Source organism: Brevundimonas sp. FV1ps31S (assembly GCF_058681265.1).
On the sequence record NZ_CM178735.1, the window covers coordinates 2747895 to 2762178 of the forward strand.

18 protein-coding genes are annotated in these 14284 nt (G+C 67.7%); 12 read left to right on the forward strand and 6 right to left on the reverse strand.

The window, feature by feature from the left end:
• The 3 genes from ACVPT3_RS13105 (at window position 1) to ACVPT3_RS13115 (ending at window position 2719) form a co-directional block, all read left to right on the forward strand.
• Complete coding sequence (locus ACVPT3_RS13105; RefSeq protein ID WP_492041311.1) at window positions 1-1062, forward strand: NAD(P)-dependent alcohol dehydrogenase; 1062 nt, start codon at window positions 1-3, stop codon at window positions 1060-1062.
• A 123-nt stretch (window positions 1063-1185) separates the two neighbouring features.
• Window positions 1186-1911 carry an acetoacetyl-CoA reductase gene (gene phbB, locus ACVPT3_RS13110; RefSeq protein WP_492041312.1) on the forward strand — a complete coding sequence of 242 codons (726 nt, stop codon included), beginning with the start codon at window positions 1186-1188 and terminating at the stop codon, window positions 1909-1911.
• 49 nt (window positions 1912-1960) lie between these two features.
• The gene (locus ACVPT3_RS13115) at window positions 1961-2719 is read left to right on the forward strand and encodes a DUF4908 domain-containing protein (RefSeq protein WP_492041313.1); all 759 of its coding nucleotides are present in this window, start codon (window positions 1961-1963) and stop codon (window positions 2717-2719) included.
• Here the strand turns inward: ACVPT3_RS13115 and gloB are convergent.
• Window positions 2709-3437 (reverse strand): hydroxyacylglutathione hydrolase, encoded by a 729-nt coding sequence (gene gloB / locus ACVPT3_RS13120; protein ID WP_492041314.1) that lies wholly within the window; start codon window positions 3435-3437, stop codon window positions 2709-2711. The two genes, ACVPT3_RS13115 and gloB, sit on opposite strands and share 11 nt — an antisense overlap.
• 45 nt (window positions 3438-3482) lie before the next feature.
• On the opposite strand from gloB, the gene ACVPT3_RS13125 reads away from it, so the two are divergent.
• The 5 genes from ACVPT3_RS13125 to ACVPT3_RS13145 all read left to right on the forward strand — a co-directional run bounded on the left by ACVPT3_RS13125 (window position 3483) and on the right by ACVPT3_RS13145 (window position 8147).
• The gene (locus ACVPT3_RS13125; RefSeq protein ID WP_492041315.1) at window positions 3483-4223 is read left to right on the forward strand and encodes a class I SAM-dependent methyltransferase; all 741 of its coding nucleotides are present in this window, start codon (window positions 3483-3485) and stop codon (window positions 4221-4223) included.
• A 60-nt stretch (window positions 4224-4283) separates the two neighbouring features.
• A complete protein-coding gene (locus ACVPT3_RS13130; RefSeq protein ID WP_492041316.1) occupies window positions 4284-4790 on the forward strand; it encodes a SixA phosphatase family protein in 507 nt (168 codons plus the stop codon).
• Window positions 4787-5131 carry a DUF952 domain-containing protein gene (locus ACVPT3_RS13135; RefSeq protein ID WP_492041317.1) on the forward strand — a complete coding sequence of 115 codons (345 nt, stop codon included), beginning with the start codon at window positions 4787-4789 and terminating at the stop codon, window positions 5129-5131. Before ACVPT3_RS13130 ends, ACVPT3_RS13135 begins: the two co-directional genes overlap by 4 nt.
• Entirely contained in the window at window positions 5128-6198 is a 1071-nt protein-coding gene (locus tag ACVPT3_RS13140) for a quinone-dependent dihydroorotate dehydrogenase (protein ID WP_492041318.1), read from the forward strand. Before ACVPT3_RS13135 ends, ACVPT3_RS13140 begins: the two co-directional genes overlap by 4 nt.
• 71 nt (window positions 6199-6269) lie before the next feature.
• Window positions 6270-8147, forward strand: coding sequence for a hybrid sensor histidine kinase/response regulator (locus ACVPT3_RS13145; protein ID WP_492041319.1), 1878 nt, complete (start codon window positions 6270-6272; stop codon window positions 8145-8147).
• On the opposite strand, the gene ACVPT3_RS13150 is transcribed toward ACVPT3_RS13145, so the two are convergent.
• Entirely contained in the window at window positions 8120-8554 is a 435-nt protein-coding gene (locus tag ACVPT3_RS13150) for a very short patch repair endonuclease (RefSeq protein WP_492041320.1), read from the reverse strand. The genes ACVPT3_RS13145 and ACVPT3_RS13150 overlap by 28 nt on opposite strands.
• 48 nt (window positions 8555-8602) lie before the next feature.
• Window positions 8603-9088, reverse strand: a complete 486-nt coding sequence (locus ACVPT3_RS13155) for a peroxiredoxin (protein ID WP_492041321.1) — start codon at window positions 9086-9088, stop codon at window positions 8603-8605.
• 118 nt (window positions 9089-9206) lie between these two features.
• Here ACVPT3_RS13155 and ACVPT3_RS13160 point away from each other — a divergent pair, with 118 nt between their 5' ends.
• Window positions 9207-9776: a YqgE/AlgH family protein gene (locus ACVPT3_RS13160; RefSeq protein ID WP_492041322.1), complete on the forward strand. Its 570-nt coding sequence runs from the start codon at window positions 9207-9209 to the stop codon at window positions 9774-9776.
• A gap of 13 nt (window positions 9777-9789) precedes the next feature.
• Here ACVPT3_RS13160 and ACVPT3_RS13165 read toward each other — a convergent pair whose 3' ends face one another.
• Window positions 9790-10179 carry a MarR family winged helix-turn-helix transcriptional regulator gene (locus ACVPT3_RS13165; RefSeq protein WP_492041323.1) on the reverse strand — a complete coding sequence of 130 codons (390 nt, stop codon included), beginning with the start codon at window positions 10177-10179 and terminating at the stop codon, window positions 9790-9792.
• Between the two features lie 501 nt (window positions 10180-10680).
• Here ACVPT3_RS13165 and ACVPT3_RS13170 point away from each other — a divergent pair.
• Complete coding sequence (locus ACVPT3_RS13170; protein ID WP_492041324.1) at window positions 10681-11127, forward strand: chemotaxis protein CheW; 447 nt, start codon at window positions 10681-10683, stop codon at window positions 11125-11127.
• Here the strand turns inward: ACVPT3_RS13170 and ACVPT3_RS13175 are convergent.
• Both ACVPT3_RS13175 and ACVPT3_RS13180 read right to left on the reverse strand, forming a co-directional pair.
• The gene (locus ACVPT3_RS13175) at window positions 11124-12815 is read right to left on the reverse strand and encodes a bifunctional protein-serine/threonine kinase/phosphatase (RefSeq protein ID WP_492041325.1); all 1692 of its coding nucleotides are present in this window, start codon (window positions 12813-12815) and stop codon (window positions 11124-11126) included. The genes ACVPT3_RS13170 and ACVPT3_RS13175 overlap by 4 nt on opposite strands.
• A 19-nt stretch (window positions 12816-12834) precedes the next feature.
• Window positions 12835-13356 carry a TetR/AcrR family transcriptional regulator gene (locus ACVPT3_RS13180; RefSeq protein ID WP_492041326.1) on the reverse strand — a complete coding sequence of 174 codons (522 nt, stop codon included), beginning with the start codon at window positions 13354-13356 and terminating at the stop codon, window positions 12835-12837.
• A 154-nt stretch (window positions 13357-13510) separates the two neighbouring features.
• On the opposite strand from ACVPT3_RS13180, the gene ACVPT3_RS13185 reads away from it, so the two are divergent.
• A complete protein-coding gene (locus ACVPT3_RS13185; protein ID WP_054766588.1) occupies window positions 13511-13864 on the forward strand; it encodes a VOC family protein in 354 nt (117 codons plus the stop codon).
• A 133-nt stretch (window positions 13865-13997) separates the two neighbouring features.
• A complete protein-coding gene (locus tag ACVPT3_RS13190; protein WP_492041327.1) occupies window positions 13998-14279 on the forward strand; it encodes a hypothetical protein in 282 nt (93 codons plus the stop codon).
• The last annotated feature ends 5 nt before the right edge of the window (window positions 14280-14284 follow it).

A 14284-nucleotide genomic window follows, 5' to 3' on the forward strand; every position in this document is an offset into this window, starting at 1 on the left:
ATGCCGATCGCCACACGCGCCTTCGCCGCGACCGCCGCCGACAAGCCCCTGACCCCCTACAGCTTCGAGCGACGCGATCCCGGCCCGGACGACGTACTGATCGACATCAAGTACTGCGGCATCTGCCACTCGGACCTTCACATGGCCCGCAGCGAGACCGGACCGGCCCACTACCCCCTGGTCCCCGGCCATGAGATCGCCGGCGTGGTGGCGGCCGTCGGCGCCAACGTCACCCGCTTCAAGCAAGGCGACCGCGTCGGGGTGGGCTGTATGGTCGACAGCTGCCGCGAATGTTCGTCCTGCCAGGAGGGGCTCGAGCAATATTGCGTGCCCGGCTTCACCGGCACCTATGGCGGCAAGGACAGGAAGGGCGGCACGGCCGAGACCATCACCCAGGGCGGCTATTCCGACCACATCACCGTCGATCAGCATTTCGTCCTGTCCATCCCCGACAGCCTGCCGCTGGACGTCGCCGCGCCCCTGCTGTGCGCCGGCGTCACCACCTATTCGCCGCTGAAGGAATGGAAGGTCGGACCGGGGTCCAAGGTGGCGGTCATCGGCCTGGGCGGCCTGGGCCATATGGCGGTCAAGCTGGCGGCGGCCATGGGCGCCGAGGTCACGGTCCTGTCCACCTCGGACCGCAAGAAGGCCGACGCCGAGCGGATGGGCGCCCAACACTTCCTGATCAGTTCCGACAAGCCGGCGATGAAGGCCGCGGCGGAAAGCTTCGACCTGATCATCAACACCGTCTCGGCCACCCACGAGATCGCCGCCCATACCCAGCTGCTGGCGCGGGACGGGACCATGGTCATGCTGGGCCTGACCACCGAGGGCCTGCCGGTGTTCGCCGTGCCCCTGCTGTGGCGTCGCCGCCGCATCGCCGGCTCCCTGATCGGCGGCATCGCCGAGACCCAGGAGATGCTGAACTTCTGCGCCGAACACGGCATCGCCTGCGACATCGAGACCATCGCCCCCGACCAGATCAACGAAGCCTATGAGCGGATGCTGAAGTCCGACGTCCGCTATCGGTTCGTCATCGACATGGAAAAGCTGGCGGCCTGAGCCTTCCGCGACATCAAGCCCGGTTTCCGCAGCGGAATCGGGCTTTGCCTGCAACCCCGGCGGGGGCTAAACCCTTGGATAAAGGCCTGCGTCAGACAGGCGTTGCGGGACAAGGAAACATTCATGGCGCGCGTGGCATTTGTAACCGGCGGCACCCGGGGCATCGGCAAGGCGATCGTTCAACGCCTCAGCGAGGACGGAATTCGCGTCGCCGCCGGCTATTCCGGCAATGACGAGGCGGCCCAGGCCACGGCCCAGGCCCTGGGCTGTATGGTGGTCAAGGGCAATGTCGGCTCGTTCGAAGACTGCGCCCGCGCCGTCGGCGAGATCGAGGCCGAGTTGGGTCCGGTCGACATCCTGGTCAACAACGCCGGCATCACCCGCGACGGCTTCTTCCACAAGATGAGCCATGATCAGTGGTCGGACGTGATCCGGGTGAACATGGACAGCGTCTTCAACACCACCCGCCAGGTCATCAACGGAATGCGCGACCGGGGCCACGGCCGCATCGTCAACATCTCCTCGATCAACGGTCAGAAGGGCCAGGTGGGCCAGACCAACTATTCCGCCGCCAAGGCCGGGATGATCGGCTTCACCAAGGCGCTGGCGCTCGAGAACGCCAGAAAGGGCGTGACCGTCAACTGCATCGCCCCCGGCTATATCGACACCGAGATGGTCGGCGCCATGGACCCCAAGGTGCTGGAATCGATCGTGGCCCAGATCCCGGTCGGCCGCCTGGGCAAGGGCGAGGAAATCGCCGACATGGTGTCCTGGCTGGTCGGAGAGCGTGCTGGATATGTCACAGGCTGCACGCTGTCGCTGAACGGCGGTCAGTACCTGGTGGGTTGATCGGCGCTTCGCCTAAAATCCGCCGCGTCACGGTTTCATCCACAGTCTCATGAAGTTGACGGAAACGGCCTGGGCGAAAAAATCGCCTCGCGTGACTGCGGCGGCGCTGGCCGTCGCCGCAGGCGTCAGCCTGTGCCTCGCCGCCCCCGCCGACAGCCACGCACAATCCCGCCGCAACCTCGAGCCGTCGGCCCGCTATGTCTCCGGCACGGGACAGGGATTCGTGCTGGATGTGACCGGCTCACGCCCGCTGTTGCGATTCGATCGTTCGACCGAGATCTGGGTGCTGCGCGCCACCCCCGCTCCGCGCGGCGACATCGTCTATCGCAACGACAACGGCGACCAGGTGCTGCGCGTCACGGCCGACGGCCGCATGACCCTCTACACCACTGCGGCGCCCCAGGGTTCGCCGGTATCGCCGTCCAGCCAGGCCGCGCCGTTGTTGGCGCCGGCTCTGACGGCGGTCCAGCTGTGGAACTACATCATCCGCCAGAGCGACCGGGCCAGCCGCATCCTCGGCCGGCTGGTGGTCGTCGATGTGGACATACAGCCGGGGTCGGAAGCCGTCGCCGCAGACGCCCTGTCCACCGCCGTGGACGCCATCGCCCGCATGGCCCGCTCGCCCAACCTGCGACGCGAGGCGGACAAGATCCGCCGTATCGAGATCGTCGACCAGGGCCGCCCCAGCCAGGCGACCTTCTCGCGCGGCACCCTGCGCATCGTGATCGAGCCGCGCGCCGGCGTGGCCGGTCGCCCGTCCTCGGCCCGGATCGTCCGCGTGGTCGCGGACGACGTCTTCAGCCGCTGAAGCCGTCCTTCGCCGCACGACGCGCGGCGAACTCGGCGGCGTCGACCGCCGTCAGGAACGGATTGAACCTCAGTTCCTGACCGATCGTGGTCGGCACGGTCGGCTCTCCCCGCTCGCGGGCCGCGAAGATCGCCTCGGCGTGCGCGCGGGTCTCGGCCCGGTCGTCCAGGCTCAGGGTGAAGCGCGCGTTCGAGGCCGAATATTCATGGGCGCACCAGATCACGGTCGCCTCGGGCCAGGCGGCCAGCTTGCGCAGGCTGGCCCACATCTGCTCGGGCGTGCCTTCGAACAGCCGTCCGCAGCCCAGGGCGAACAGGGTGTCGCCGACGAAGGCCGCCTGATCCTCGACCGAGCGGAACACCAGATGGCCCAGGGTGTGGCCCGGCGTGGCCGTGACCTCGAACCGGGTCTCGCCCACCATGACCACGTCGCCGTCCGCGACGACCCGATCCAGCGGCGCAACCCGGCGCACCTCTTCCGGCCCGACGATCTCGCAGCCCGTCTCGGCCTTCAGCCGTGCGTTGCCCTCGGTGTGGTCCGGGTGCCAATGGGTGTTCAGGATCAGGTCCAGCCGCCCCCAGCCGAGCCGCTCGAGTTCTTCCAGAATGCGCGCCGCATCGGGCGTATCGACCGTGGTCACGATTCCGGTGGCCGCATCGCGGATCAGAAAGCCGTAGTTGTCGCTGCGGCACGGAAACAGGTGAACATCCAGGGTCATGGACGCGTTCTAGCAGGCGACACCGACCCGGCCTATGGTGGACCCATGCGGCGCAGCATCGACGAGCTTCGAACCTTCTACGGCGAACCGACCGGGGCGCTGGTACGGCGTCTGCTGGCGCGGCGGCTGGACGACGCCTGGGGCGAGACGCCCGACTGCGACGTGCTGGGCATAGGCTACGCAACGCCCTGGCTGGACGCCTTCGTCGGAGCGCGCCGTGTCGTCGCCGCCATGCCGGGCGGCCAGGGGGTCGAACACTGGCCCAGCGTGGGGCGCAACCGCTCCCTGCTGGTCGACGACCGCCGCCTGCCCTTCGCCGCCGGGTCCTTCGACCGAATCCTGCTGGTCCATGCCCTGGAAGAGGCCGACGATCCCGCCGCCCTGCTGCTGGAGGCGGTGCGCGCCCTGGCGCCGACTGGCCGCATCATCCTGGCGGCGGCGGCGCGCGGCGGTCTGTGGGCGCGGGCCGAGAACACCCCCTTCGGCCACGGCCGCCCCTTCACCCGGGGCCAGCTGGAACGGCTGGTGCGCGAGGCCGGGCTGGAGCCGGCCGCCTGGTCCCAGACCCTGTATGTCCCGCCTTGGACGCCGCTGCTGCCCCTCGCCGACGGTTTCGAACAGGTCGGACGCCGGATCGCGCCAGGCGCTGCCGGACTGATCCTGCTGGAGGCCTCGCGTCAGGCCTATGCGCGCATCCGCCCCAGCGGCCATGCCCAGCGGGTTCCCGCCAAGCCGGCCCTGACGCCCCAGCCCGCCACCTCCGTCTCGAGCGAATGGCCGCGCTGACGGGGAGTTGACGTCGCCCCATCTGTTCGACGCTCGCGAACCGCCTTATGGCGAAACCCCATGCATCGACTGATCCTTATGCGGCACGCTCACGCGGAGGCCTCCAGCCCGACCGGCGGCGACGAAACCCGTCCCCTGTCCAGCGTCGGACGCAACGAAGCCCTGCTGATGGGCCGGGCCCTGGCCGAACGGGGGCTGAAGCCCGACCTGGCCCTGGTTTCCTCAGCCACGCGCACGCGTCAGACCTGGGAGCAAATGCACGACGCCCTCGGCGACGTGGAGGTGCGCGAGGAGCCGCGCCTCTACAACGCGCCGGCCGAGGTGCTGCGCCGTTTCGTGGAGGACAACGAGGATCAGGCCGGCTGTCTGCTGGTCCTGGCCCATAACCCGGGCGTCCATGTTCTGGCCGGCGAATATCTGAGCGAGAGCGCCGCCTCACCAGCCGTCCTCGAACGCCTGAGTGGAGGCTTCCCGACCGGCGCCGCAGCCCTGTTCACCGTCGATGTCGCCGGCCGGTGCGCCTATGAAGGCTTCATCACCCCGCGCAGCCTGGGCGCAGCCACATGACCGACACCGCCTACAAGATCATCGCCGCCGACGAATGGCGGGCCGCCCTGGCCGAGGGTCGTTACGAAGGCTCCGACGTCGACCGGACGGACGGCTATATCCACATGTCGACCGGCGAGCAGCTGGTCGAGACCGCACGCCGCCACTACGCCGGGCGCGCCGACCTGATGCTTCTGACCGTGGACCTGAGCCGTTTCGGCGACGAGCTGGTCTGGGAGCCTTCGCGCGGCGGCGATCTGTTCCCGCACCTCTACGCCCCCCTGCCCGCGACCGCCGTGACGGCCACGCGCGCCTTCGCTGTCGCCGGCGATGGGGCGATGATCTTCACGGACCCGGCATGAGCCTGTTCGACAGTCTCGTCGCCCGTGTTTCAAACGGGGGCGCGGCCGCCCTTCGCCGGCTCGATCCCGAGACAGCCCACCAGCTGGCGATCAAGGGCTTGGCCTTCGCCCCCCTGCCCGCGCCTGCGGCCGACGATCCCATCCTCCACACGACGCTGGCTGGCCTGGACCTGCCCAACCCCGTCGGCCTGGCCGCCGGTCTGGACAAGAACGGCGAGGCGCTGCGGGGCCTGTCGCGGCTCGGTTTCGGCTTCGTCGAATGCGGCTCGGTCACGCCCCGCCCCCAGCCCGGCAATCCCAAGCCCCGCCTGTTCCGCCTGACCGAGGATCGGGCGATCATCAACCGGATGGGCTTCAACAACGATGGCCTGGAGGCCTTCGCCGCCCGGCTGGATCACCGCCCGTCGGGCGTGGTCGTCGGCGCCAACCTGGGGGCCAACAAGGATACGGAGGACAAGGCGGCGGACTATGTCGCCGGCTTGCAACGCCTGGTCGGCCGGGCCTCCTATTTCACCGTCAACATCTCCTCGCCCAATACGCCGGGCCTGCGCGCCTTGCAGGGGCGCGACCAGTTGGACGATCTGCTGGGCCGGATCGACGCCGCCCGACCGACCGACGGCGCCGCGCGCGTCCCGGTCTTCCTGAAGATCGCGCCCGATCTGATCGCCGATGAGATCGGCATGATCGTCGAGGCCTCGCTGGCGCACCGGATCGACGGCCTGATCGTGTCCAACACCACCCTGGAACGGCCCGAGACCCTGCGGGCCGCCGAGGCCCAGGAGACCGGCGGCCTGTCCGGCGCCCCGATCCGCCCCTTCGCCGAAAAGGCGCTTCGCGCGGCGGCCGAGGCCGCCCAGGGGCGTCTGCCCCTGATCGCCGTCGGCGGAATCGACAGCGGCGCTGAAGCCTATGCTCGCATCCGCCTGGGCGCCTCGGCCGTCCAGATCTATTCGGCCCTGATCTATGAAGGCCCCGGCCTGGTCGCCCGCATCAAGCGGGACCTGGCTGCGCGGCTCCGGGCGGATGGTTTTTCCTCAATTTCCGCAGCCATTGGCGCCCAGCGTTGACAGAGCGTTAGCCTAGACCTGCGTCTAATGCCTGAAACAAGCGAACACGGTTCGTATATTCGGGAAACGCGATGCCCCAGACCGTCGTCGACAGTGCTGCGAGCGGCTGGACCGTCGCGGCCGGGCTGCGCCGCGACACGCTGATGCAGCGGGCGGGACTGGGCATTTCCATCGCCCTGGTCGTGATGCCGATGATGGGCTGGCGCATCAGCCTCGCCTGGCTTGCGGCCTATGGCCTGCTGCAGTGGCTGGAGACGCTCGCCTTCGGGTCATTGAACACGGGCGAAGAGATGGGCCGGGCGCGCAAGGCCGTCGCCTGCCTCAGTCTGTTCGCCAGCGCGGCCCTGTTCGGCGCGCTGTCCCTGCCGATGTGGGTGTTCGGCGGACCGCTGGGCGGGGTGTGCGCGGCGCTGATGTTGCCGGGCCAGATGCTGTTCTCGATGATCGGCTCGACGCGCTCCAAGGCCATGCTGGCTTCGACCCTGACGCCGCCGATGCTCTATATGGTGGCGGCGCCCTTCTTCGTCGCCTCGTTCGGCGCCCCCGCTCCCTTCGTCATGACGGCGTCAGCCGCCGTGGTCCTGTTCATCATCTTCATCGTCATAAGCTGGCACAAGATGAGCGAGGCGCTGGAGAGCCAGTTGCGCGCCCGCGCCGAAGCCGACCGGATGCGGACCAAGGCCGAACAGGATCTGGCGGCGCACACCGCCTTCCTGGCCGCCGTCGGCCATGATCTTCGCACGCCGATCGGCGCCATCCTGACCGGGGCGGGCGAGCTTCAGGCGCTGGATTCGCAGGCGCGCTCCAACGGCGAACTGATCACCGACGCCGGCCTGATGATGAAGGCCCTGCTGGACGACCTGCTCGACCATTCCAAGATCGGCGCCGGCCGCATGACGGTCGAGGCGGCAGATTTCGACCTTCGCCAGATGCTGGCTCAGACCCTTCGCCTGTGGCGCGGGCCGATCGAGGCCAAGGGGCTGAAATTGCGCGTCGAGGGCGCCGCCCGGATGCCGCGCAACGTCAGGGGCGACGCCATGCGCATTCGCCAGGTGCTGAACAATCTGATGTCCAATGCGGTGAAATTCACCCGACAGGGCCAGGTCACGCTCCGCCTCGACGCCTGGGTCGATGAACCGGCGGGCTATAGTCTCCTCATTGAGGTGGCCGACACCGGCCCGGGGATGACGACCGACCAGTTGGCGCGCCTGTTCAATCCGTTCGACCAGACCGCCGACGGCGTCAGCGCTCGACATGGCGGCTCGGGCCTGGGTCTGGCGATCAGTCGTGATCTGACAGAGCTGATGGGCGGCCGACTGACGGCCCGCAGCACCCCCGGCGGAGGCGCCAGCTTCACTGTGTCCCTGACCCTGGCGCGCGGCGAAGACACGTCGCCGTCCGTCGCCGCCGTGGACGACAGCCGACTGGATATCGCGCGGCCTCTGGCCCTCCCCGCATCGTCGCCGACGCCCCCGCCAGCTGCGGCCCTGACCATCGAGGACCAGGGCGGCCACGCCCCTCAGCCGGCACAGGACGAGCCGGACAGCCGCCCCTTGCGTCTTCTGGTCGTCGACGACCACGACATCAACCGACGCGCGGTGCAGTTGATCCTCGAGCCGCTGGGATGCGACATCATCACCGCCGCCGATGGCCTGATCGCCCTGGAGCGCTGCGCCGAGACCGTCTTCGACGTCATCTTCATGGATGTTCGAATGCCGGAGCTGAACGGACGGGACGCCACCCGCCGCCTGCGCGCCGGCGGGGGCCCCAACGCCCTCACGCCTGTCATCGCCGTCACTGCGGATACGGCCCCCGAGGACGTGGCGGCCTGCAAGGCCGCCGGCATGGCCTATTTCGTCTCCAAGCCCCTGACGCCCCCGGCCCTGATCGGCGCCCTCCAGCATGTTCTGAACGACGCCGCTCAGCCGCCCGAGACCGCCGTCGCCTGATCCAGAACCGCCGAGACCAGCCGCTCGGCGAAACCGGGCGTGCGCAGATCGCATTCCCAGACCGTCAGCACCCGCCAGCCGCCCGCCTCCAGCGCCGCCGCGACCCGCGCGTCGCGGGCGCGATTGCGCGCGATCTTGGCGCTCCAGTGTTCGGCGTTGGCCTTGGGCTGTCGCGCGCCCCGCGCGCAGTCGTGCCCGTGCCAGAAACAGCCGTGAACGAAGAGGACGACCCGGCGGCCCTTCATCGTCACATCGGGCTTGCCGGGCAGGCCCATGCCGCCCAGCCGATAGCCGATACCGGCCGCGCGCAATATGCCGCGCACGGCCAGTTCCGGCGACGTGTTCCGTCCCTTCACGCGACGCATGACGTCGCTGCGCTTCTCGGGACTGAAGACGTCGGTCGTCATGATCGATCCACGCTCAGACGCCGGAGCGGCGGCGTGGCCGTGCGGCCATCAGAGCTGGGCCAGCAAATGCTCGGCCGACGACACCCGGAATTCACCGCCCTGTTCGATGTTCAGCTGGGCCACCACGCCGTCCTTGACCAGCATGGAATAACGCTGCGAACGCTGGCCCAGGCCAAAGCCTGAGCCGTCCAGAACCAGGCCCAGTTCGCGGGTCAGGTCGCCGTTGCCGTCGGCCAGCATGACGATGGACCCGTCGTCGATGCCCTGGCTTTCGGCCCAGGCCTTCATGACGAAGGCGTCGTTGACCGAGATACAGGCGACGACGTCGACGCCCTTGCCCTTGATGGCGTCGAGATTGTCCTTGAAGCCCGGCAGATGGCGCGCCGAGCAGGTGGGGGTGAAGGCGCCGGGAACCGCGAACAGGGCGACGGTCTTGCCGGCGAAGATGTCGGCGGTGTTGACGGGCTTGGGGCCTTCGGCCGTCGCCTGGGCGAAGGTCGCGTCGGGGATGCGGTCGCCGATCTGGATGGTCATGAAGTCTCTCCGCGCGGGGTTGGTTGAATGCGCCAGCGACAGATATACGCCGCGACGGCGGCCGCAAGCACCGACGCGCCTTGCGCGGGACCGCGTCTGCCCCGATGATATGGTTATCATGACCGACGCCTCATCCCTGACGGGCCGTCTGCTGGTCGCCATGCCCGGCATCGGCGATCCCCGGTTCGAACACGCCGTCATCCTGATCTGCGCCCACGGCCCGGATCATGCGATGGGATTGCGGATCGACCGGCCCGCCCAGGGCGTGGATCTGAAGACCGTGCTGGACAAGCTGGAAGCCCATGCACCCGACCATTCCATCGGTCGCGCCGTGCTGATGGGCGGCCCGGTCGAGCGCGAGCGCGGCTTCGTCCTGCACACCGATGACTGGAGCGTCGGCGAAGACACCCTGCCCTTCGGCGAGGGCCTGGCGATGACCGGCACGCGCGAGGCCCTGGCGGCGATGACCGACGAGGTCGGCGGCCCGCGTCGTTCGACGCTGCTGCTCGGCTACGCCGGCTGGGGCGAGGGCCAGTTGGAGGGGGAACTGGTCGATAACATCTGGCTGACGGCCGACGCGGACCTCGACCTGATCTTCGATGGCGATCACCAGTCGAAATGGACCCGCGCCCTGGCCCGGATGGGCGTCGACGCCGCCCGGCTGTCAAGCCAGGGCGGCCGCGCCTAGGCCCGGAGCGGCTTCACCCGGCCGAAATGTCCTCGTCGAACGTTTCGACTGGGCCGGCCATTCGCGACGCCAGAAGGTCCAAGACGCGAAGGGCTGCGCCCAGGTCCTCGTCCGAAAGCCCGTGAAACAGCAGATCCCGATCACGAGCGGCCGTGATCTCCGACCGTTCAAGCGCCTGATGACCGGCGGCCTCCAGCTTGATCAGATTCGCCCGCCCGTCCCCGGGGAGGCGGTGCTTCGACACCAACCCCTCCGCCAGCAGGCGGCCGACGCGTCGCGACAGCGTGGGTTCCGACAGTTCCAGACCGTGGGCGAGTTCGGCCTGCGTCAAGCCGGTCGGGGCGTTCTTCAGGAGATGCAGGGGGGCGCGCTGGGCGCTGCTAATACCAAAAATCTTGAACAATCTGGCGGTCCGGGTCGTCCACCTGCGAGAAACCACCGCGACCCTCTGCTTAATCAAATTTTGAACGACAGCCCTATGACCACGGGCTTTACCAGTTGAATTATCATCAATTAAGTCGTCATCATTATGTACTGTTACTCGTTCGGACATTTAAAGAATTCGCACTCACGTCATTGGCGGCGAGGTGAGTCGCCACGCGCAATTTACGCAAAACCACGTAGTCTCGGCGTCTTAGTTGCGCAAGCGTACGTATCCCAATGGTTGAAAATTACCTCGGATCGCAGTTAAGCTTAAGTTAGCTATGCAACCATCTCGAGTTGCTGAAATAATCCGGTTTATGTTTACACGGATCAGGGGCGCGATGTGATTGTAAGCGGGTCCCCGTGTCGTCTCACCGAGCGAAATCAATCGCCTCGTTAACGAATTCTCCAGTCCCCCACGACAGATTGCCTGTTCGACGGCGACACGCCTTTGGCCGTTCACGTCGAAGGGAGAGACGTAATGACAGGTTCCCAAAGCGGGCGTCGCGAGCTGGTCGGTTTTCGCGTCGGCGAGCAGGCCTTCTGCATCGACATCACTTCAGTGCTGGAAATCCGGGGCTGGACGCCGACCACACCCCTTCCGAAGGCGCCCGACTATATGAAGGGGGTCGTCAATCTGCGCGGCGTCGTCCTGCCGATCATCGACCTCGCGGCGCGTCTTGGCCTGCCGACCAAGGAACCCTCGGCGCGTCATGCGATCATGGTCGTGAAATGCGGCGCGCGGACCGTCGGCCTGCTCGTGGAGGCCGTCTCGGACATCGTCGAGATGGACGACGCCTCGCGACAACAGACGCCGGACCTGGGCGACGACAGCGGCGTCATCGCCGGCATATTCGCTGTCGACGGCGAGATGATCAGTCTGCTGAACCTGGACAATGTCCTGCCCCAGATGGCCGAGGCCGCCTAGGGCGCCGCCAGCACGACCATCAGCAGCAGGGCCAGGACCAGGCACACGCCCTGCCAGAACCGCACCGGATCGCGCTCGATCAGCGACAGCGGCCGGGGCGCAGGGGCGGCGGCGGCGCTGCCCGTCTCCAGCACATGGATCAGTTCCTCGACGTCCTCGAACCGCTCATCCGGATCGACGGCGACGGCGCGCATGACGGCGGCCTCCAGCCAGGCGGGCATATCCGGCCGCCGACGGCCCAGGGACACGGGCGCGCGATCAAAGCGCGGCGCGTCTGATGGATCGACCTCGCCCCACGGATAGGCGCCGGTGAACAGTCGGTACAGGGTCACGCCCAGGGCGAACTGGTCAGTCGCGGCGCTCCCGCTCTCGCCGGCGTACATCTCGGGCGCCTTGAAGCCGGGGGTGCCGGGCGCCTCGGCCTCGGCGAACTCCTCGGCCCGCTTCAGTCGCGCCACGCCCAGATCGACCAGCTTCAGCCCGCCGTTCGTCTCCAGAATCACATTGTCCGGCTTGATATCGCGGTGGATCACCCCGGCCCGGTGCAGCACCGCCACCCCTCGCGCCAGCTTCAGCGCCACGCCGATTCCCTCGGCGATCTCGAACGGTCCCTCCTCGGCCAGCCACGCATGCAGGGTCTGACCCTGATAGAAGGGCTGAACGATATAGAGCCGGCTCTGGCGCCCCGCATCCAGCGTCAGCACCTTGCCGACGAAGGGACTGTCGATGCGCCGGCCAATGAAGGCCTCGCGCAGGAAGGCGGTCCGCGCCCCCCGCTCCGACACCGCCGCGGGTTTGGGGAATTTCAGCACAACCCGTTCTTCGCCCGACCGCGCGAGAAACAGCCGCGTATAGCGGCCGTCCGCCACCAGCCGCTCGAGATGAAACCCGTCCACCACCTGCCCCTGTTTCGGCGGCGGCAGGATGGCCAGGCCCTCGGCCTCGGCCGTGATCGCCTCCCAGTCGGGCGCCCCGATCGCCATGACGTCGATGACCAGGGCCGTGGCGTTGTCGCGCGCTCCGACCTCGGCCACCTCGTCCAGAATGGCCTGGGCGTCCGCATCCGGCGATCCACGCCGCGCCAGCAGCCGCGACAGGGCCGCGTCGGTCAGCACCCCATGCACCCCGTCCGTGGTCAGCAAAAGCCGGTCGTGCGGGTGCAGCTCCACGTGGCGTACATCCAGCTTGACGTCCGCCTCGATGCCGACGGCGCGGTACAGCACATGGCTCAGCCCCTGCTGGGCCCTGGTGTGATCCTCGGTCAGGCGGGTCAGCACCCCGTCGCGGAAATGCCAGGCGCGGCTATCGCCGACGTGCAGAGCCACCGCCTCGCGTCCGCGCAGGATCAGGGCGGTGAAGGTGGTCGCCGCCGCCTCCATGGCCGGATCGATCCTGCCCCGCGCATGAAGCCAGCGATTGAAGCCCCGCAGCGACTTGATCCCGTTGGCGGCGATGCCGTTCAGCGGGTTCTGGTCCAGATAGCCGTCGATGAAGTTGCGCGTCGTCAGCTCCGCCGCCATCCGCCCGGCCTTCGATCCCGACACCCCGTCGGCGATCACGGCGATGACCCCATGCTCGCGCTGCTCGGCCGCCGTGCCCAGATGCACCCCGCCGAAGTCCTGATTGTCCGCCTTCGGCCCCTGTGCGGTGGCGAAGCCGGCGGCGATCTCCAGTCTGGCGTCGGTCATGGCCCTCACTGTTCCCCGTTCAACGAACGCCGACAAGGGCCTTGGCGAGGGCGTCTGAACCGCAAGAAACTTCGCCGACCAGCCATGTGTGCAACATAACGAGTTGGCGGGCCGCTGCACCTCTGGCGGCAAGCGACGCAGGAACCCCCTCAGCGACACGCGATTCGGTGAACCCTTCTATCATCGCGGCCAGTCTGCGCTGAAGCCGCGCCGACAATGGGGGCTCGAAGAGGTGACGAACAAGCGCGCGCCTTTCCCAAAGGTGATCCAGCATAATACGCAAGCGCGCGGTATTGCCCCGTCCTGCGCCGGCCAGCGCCAAGGGCGCGAGGATCGGCTCCACGACGGCTTCAAGCACTGCCGTCTTGCTGGGAAAATGCTCATAGAAGGTCGACCGACCGATGCCGGCGGCCTGGATCAGATCCGTCGTTCGGATGGCGGCGTACCGTCGATCAGACATCAGGCGGATCAGGGCGTCGGTGATCGCCTGCCGCGTCTTCCTGCGGCGCCCGTCCCCATCCTGCGTCTCGTCCTCGATCATGCCGACAGCCTAGACGACCCAAGTCGCGGCAGTCAGGGCTTTCAAGGTTTTCGGACAAGATGGGCCGACTGTCCGGAAACGACCGAATAGCGGGACGCGCGGGTTTCGCCAGGATCGGACACACGGCATCATCGCCCCTTAATCGGAGCCGCCAATGACCGCACAACATCACGTCGTCGCCATCGTGCCGGCGCGCGACATGGACGTCAGCGAAGCCTTCTATCGCCGGCTCGGCTTCACGGTCGTCAGCGACTACGGCGATTATCGCCTGATGGAAGATGGACGTGGAGGACGTCTTCACCTGAACCTCACGCCCGGCTGGCCCGCCAGGATCGAGGACAACGCCCTCGGCCTCTACCTCTATGTCGAGGATGTGGACGCCGCCGCCGAAAAGGTGCGTGAGCTCATCATCGGCGTCGGGCCGGAAATGAAGCCGTGGGGCATGTACGAGTTCGCCGTCAGCGACCCCAACGGCGCGCTCATTCGCGTGGGTCGAGAACCAGACTGACGCTCTAAGCCGACCGCTGCTTCAGCGGCGCCGTGCCGTCCGCCGGACTGTTGGCAAGAACTCCGCGCCCCGCGCTGGCTGCTTGCGAAGGCGGTAACCGCTCCTATCTCAACGTCACGCTTTGGAGCCGATCATGTCCCCGACATCCGATGACGCCATAATGACCGCCTATCTGACCAAGTTCGGCGCTCTCAAGCTCGAACAGCAAACCGACCCCCAGGCCTTGCTTGAGATCCTGTATATGGCCGAGCGTTTCGAGGCCGGGGACGACCTTCAGCAGGCCAGGGCCGTCTATGATCCCGCCGTCTGGAAAGGCGTCGAACCCAGCGACATGAAACGCCGCCTGATCGCGTTGGACGGCTTCATGCAGACGCTCGCCGAGCGTCGTCTGACCGCCTGGGGCGGGGCCCACTAGCCTGT

Excerpts from the sequence above, each read along its gene's own strand:
- ACVPT3_RS13115 (WP_492041313.1), top strand. The coding sequence starts at position 1,961 with ATGAAGTTGACGGAAACGGCCTGGGCGAAAAAATCGCCTCGCGTGACT.
- phbB (WP_492041312.1), top strand. The coding sequence starts at position 1,186 with ATGGCGCGCGTGGCATTTGTAACCGGCGGCACCCGGGGCATCGGCAAG.
- ACVPT3_RS13155 (WP_492041321.1), bottom strand. The coding sequence starts at position 9,088 with ATGACCATCCAGATCGGCGACCGCATCCCCGACGCGACCTTCGCCCAG.
- ACVPT3_RS13125 (WP_492041315.1), top strand. The coding sequence starts at position 3,483 with ATGCGGCGCAGCATCGACGAGCTTCGAACCTTCTACGGCGAACCGACC.
- ACVPT3_RS13130 (WP_492041316.1), top strand. The coding sequence starts at position 4,284 with ATGCATCGACTGATCCTTATGCGGCACGCTCACGCGGAGGCCTCCAGC.
- ACVPT3_RS13185 (WP_054766588.1), top strand. The coding sequence starts at position 13,511 with ATGACCGCACAACATCACGTCGTCGCCATCGTGCCGGCGCGCGACATG.
- ACVPT3_RS13150 (WP_492041320.1), bottom strand. The coding sequence starts at position 8,554 with ATGACGACCGACGTCTTCAGTCCCGAGAAGCGCAGCGACGTCATGCGT.
- ACVPT3_RS13190 (WP_492041327.1), top strand. The coding sequence starts at position 13,998 with ATGTCCCCGACATCCGATGACGCCATAATGACCGCCTATCTGACCAAG.
- ACVPT3_RS13180 (WP_492041326.1), bottom strand. The coding sequence starts at position 13,356 with ATGATCGAGGACGAGACGCAGGATGGGGACGGGCGCCGCAGGAAGACG.
- ACVPT3_RS13170 (WP_492041324.1), top strand. The coding sequence starts at position 10,681 with ATGACAGGTTCCCAAAGCGGGCGTCGCGAGCTGGTCGGTTTTCGCGTC.
- ACVPT3_RS13135 (WP_492041317.1), top strand. The coding sequence starts at position 4,787 with ATGACCGACACCGCCTACAAGATCATCGCCGCCGACGAATGGCGGGCC.
- ACVPT3_RS13160 (WP_492041322.1), top strand. The coding sequence starts at position 9,207 with ATGACCGACGCCTCATCCCTGACGGGCCGTCTGCTGGTCGCCATGCCC.
- ACVPT3_RS13105 (WP_492041311.1), top strand. The coding sequence starts at position 1 with ATGCCGATCGCCACACGCGCCTTCGCCGCGACCGCCGCCGACAAGCCC.
- ACVPT3_RS13145 (WP_492041319.1), top strand. The coding sequence starts at position 6,270 with ATGCCCCAGACCGTCGTCGACAGTGCTGCGAGCGGCTGGACCGTCGCG.
- gloB (WP_492041314.1), bottom strand. The coding sequence starts at position 3,437 with ATGACCCTGGATGTTCACCTGTTTCCGTGCCGCAGCGACAACTACGGC.
- ACVPT3_RS13175 (WP_492041325.1), bottom strand. The coding sequence starts at position 12,815 with ATGACCGACGCCAGACTGGAGATCGCCGCCGGCTTCGCCACCGCACAG.
- ACVPT3_RS13140 (WP_492041318.1), top strand. The coding sequence starts at position 5,128 with ATGAGCCTGTTCGACAGTCTCGTCGCCCGTGTTTCAAACGGGGGCGCG.